The 3,283-nt window shown below is 62.9% G+C and carries 2 protein-coding genes and 1 pseudogene; all 3 read left to right on the top strand.

Going from position 1 to position 3,283, the window contains the following annotated elements; genetic code table 11:
- Nucleotides 1–1,843, top strand: a 1,843-nt coding sequence (treY, locus tag B2V21_RS13305; protein ID WP_286917091.1) for a malto-oligosyltrehalose synthase, incomplete at its 5' end; no start/stop codon positions are given.
- Nucleotides 1,844–1,858: 15 nt separating this feature from the next.
- Entirely contained in the window at nt 1,859–2,215 is a 357-nt protein-coding gene (locus B2V21_RS13300; RefSeq protein WP_049860153.1) for a DUF2934 domain-containing protein, read from the top strand.
- A 221-nt stretch (nt 2,216–2,436) separates the two neighbouring features.
- Nucleotides 2,437–3,283, top strand: a pseudogene (locus tag B2V21_RS13295) (glycogen debranching enzyme GlgX); the annotation flags it as partial.

Here is a 3,283-nt window from a genome sequence, read left to right as displayed (position 1 = left end):
CGACGGCCTGGCCGATCCGCGCGGTTACTCACGCAAACTGCGGCGTCGGGTCGAAGGCCTGTTGCAGCAACGCCCCGAATCGGCGCGCATCGATCATGTGCCGATCTATGTCGAGAAGATCCTCGGCGCAGGCGAAACGCTGCACCGTGACTGGCAGGTCGACGGCACCACCGGTTATGAATTCATGAACCAGGTGTCCCTGCTCCAGCACGATCCTGCCGGCGAGCAGCCGCTGGGCGAACTCTGGAACCGCATCAGCGGACGCCCCAGCGAGTTCATCGAAGAAGCGCACATAGCGCGCAATCTGGTGCTCAATGGCTCGCTGGCCGGTGACTTCGAGTCCGTCGCCCAAGCCCTGTTGCAGGTGGCCCGAGGCGATCTGATGAGCCGCGACCTGACCCTGGGCGCCATTCGCCGGGCGCTGCAGGAGCTGATCGTGCATTTCCCGGTGTACCGCACCTACATCAACCCGGGCGGGCGTCCTGCCGAAGACGAGGCCTTCTTCCAGAAAGCCATGGAAGGTGCTCGCAGTACCTTGGGTGAAGCCGATTGGCCGGTGCTCGACTACCTGGAGCGCTGGTTGGGCGGCCAATCGTGGCGCGACCTGCCGCTGGGTCGCCCGCGCAAGCTGATCCGTCATGCCTGCGTGCGCTTCCAGCAGCTGACTTCGCCGTCGGCAGCGAAGGCCGTGGAAGACACCGCGTTCTATCGCTCTGCCGTACTGCTTTCGCGCAACGACGTAGGGTTCGAGACCGAACTGTTCGCCGGTACTCCTGAAGCGTTCGATGAAGCGTGTCAGCAGCGTCTGCAGCACTTCCCCGACAACCTCTTGGCCACTGCGACTCACGACCACAAGCGCGGCGAAGATACTCGCACCCGTCTGGCCGTGCTGAGCGAGCGTGCTCCCTGGTACGTCGAGCAAGTCGAACAATGGCTCGAACTGGCCGCGCCCCTGCGCAGTGCCTTCGGCGATGGCCATGCACCGACCGGTGGCGACGAACTGATGCTGTATCAGGCATTGCTGGGCAGCTGGCCGCTGGACCTGCGCAGCGACGACGTCGATGGCCTGACCGCCTACGCCGAACGCCTGTACCAGTGGCAGCAGAAAGCGTTGCGCGAGGCCAAGCTGATCAGCAGCTGGAGCGCACCGAACGAAGCCTATGAAAAGGCTTGCCGCGAGTTCCTCGAACAGTTGCTGCTCAGCGACAAGGGTCGCCCTCTGCGCGACGCCATCGCTGCGGCCAGCCGCACCATCGCGCCCAGCGGCGCGCTGGACAGTCTGGTGCAGACGCTGCTGCGCATGACCGTGCCGGGTATTCCCGATCTGTATCAAGGCGCCGAGTACTGGGATTTCAGCCTGGTGGATCCGGACAACCGTCGCCCGGTCGACTACGCCGCGCGGGAACGTTCGCTCGATGCACGTCCGGCCGTGAGCGAGCTGTTGGAAAGCTGGCACGATGGTCGCATCAAACAGGCCATGATTCAGCGTACCCTTGAGGTCCGCGCCGCGCATCCAGCGCTGTTCCGCGAGGGCAGCTACCAGAAGCTGGACGTTTTGGGCGCTCATGCCGATCGTATCCACGCCTTTGCCCGGGTACTGGACGGCACCGCTGCAGTGGTGATCGTGCCTCGCCTGGCGAGTGGCCTTCTTGCTGATAGCAGGACGCCTCTGATCGATGCGAGCGCTTGGGGCGACACCCGTGTCGTTTTGCCATCGGCAAAATCCGGGGCTACATTGAAGGGACTTTTTTCCGAGCAGGCAGTCACAGCAGAGAAGGAATTGTTGGTAGGCACTGCGCTGAAAGAGTTTCCTGTCAATCTCTTCCTACAAAGTGAGCTGTAATTAAGGAGCGTTGAAATGAGTGCCGACGACAAACGAGTCCGCGAATTCGCCTATCAGATCTGGGAATCCGAAGGCCAGCCCGAAGGTCAGGAAGAGCGTCATTGGGAAATGGCGCGAAAACTGGCCGAAGCCGAAGCGCTGGCACCGTCCAAGCCAAGCAAGGGCAAGGCACCGGCAAAGCCCAAAGCAGCGGCTCAGCCAAAGCCCAAGCCAAAGCCGAAAGCTGCCGGTGAAGCCCCTGCCGCCAAGCCCAAGCCACCGGCCAAGGCCGCCGAGCAGGCGACCGCCGACTCGACTGCAAAAGCCGAGGACGACACCAAGCCAGCCGCCCCGAAGAAGCCGCGGGCGCCAAAGAAGCCTGCTGCAAAGTGATACCCGCCCGCGTACCACCTTCCCCGGGCACGCGGGCCCATTTTTCGCCGATCCAGCCTCAGGGCTGGATGGTCGCGGTTTCACGACCTCAAACGCCCGTCACTCGCACGGCGCGTCTTCCAACCCGTTGCACACCCTCGTACACCCGACTCTGAAGACACCGAAGATGCCGTGACATCTGCCTGCGCCGTACGCGTGCAAACCAAGAGCAAGGATCGACCATGAGTCCGCAAAAAAAAGCTGCACCAGCGCCAGAACCCGCCGAACCCTCGCGTATCCGTGAAGGCCTGCCCTTCCCGCTCGGCGCGACCTGGGATGGCCTGGGCGTCAACTTCGCGCTGTTTTCGGCCAATGCCACCAAGGTCGAGCTGTGCATCTTCGACGCCAGCGGCGAAGAAGAGATCGAGCGCATCGAGTTGCCCGAGTACACCGACGAGATCTACCACGGCTACCTGCCCGACGCCCACCCGGGGCTGATCTACGGCTACCGTGTGCATGGTCCCTACGATCCGGAAAACGGCCACCGCTTCAACCCCAATAAACTGCTGATCGACCCGTATGCCAAGCAACTGGTCGGTGAGTTGAAGTGGTCCGAAGCCCTGTTCGGCTACACCATCGGGCATCCCGATGGTGACCTCAGTTTCGACGAGCGCGACAGTGCGCCCTTCGTGCCCAAAAGCAAGGTCATCGACCCGGCCTACACCTGGGGCCGTGACCATCGCGTCAGCGTCCCGTGGGATAAAACCATTTTCTACGAAGCCCACGTACGCGGCCTGACCATGCAGCACCCGGCCGTGCCCGAGGCGTTGCGCGGCACCTTCGCCGGCCTGGCCGTGCCGGAAGTGGTCGACCACCTGAAAAAGCTGGGCGTCACCTCGATCGAGCTGCTGCCGATCCACGGCTTCGTCAACGACCAGCATCTGCTGCAGAAAGGCCTCAACAACTATTGGGGCTACAACAGCATTGCCTTCTTCGCCCCGCATTCGCGCTACATTGCCAGCGGCAAGATCGCCGAGTTCAAGGAGATGATCGCGCACCTGCACGACGCCGGCCTGGAAGTGATTCTCG

This window comes from Pseudomonas sp. UBA6276 (assembly GCF_002438365.1).
Taxonomy (GTDB): Bacteria; Pseudomonadota; Gammaproteobacteria; order Pseudomonadales; family Pseudomonadaceae; genus Aquipseudomonas; species Aquipseudomonas coleopterorum.
This window is presented reverse-complemented; position numbering and strand designations above follow the sequence as displayed.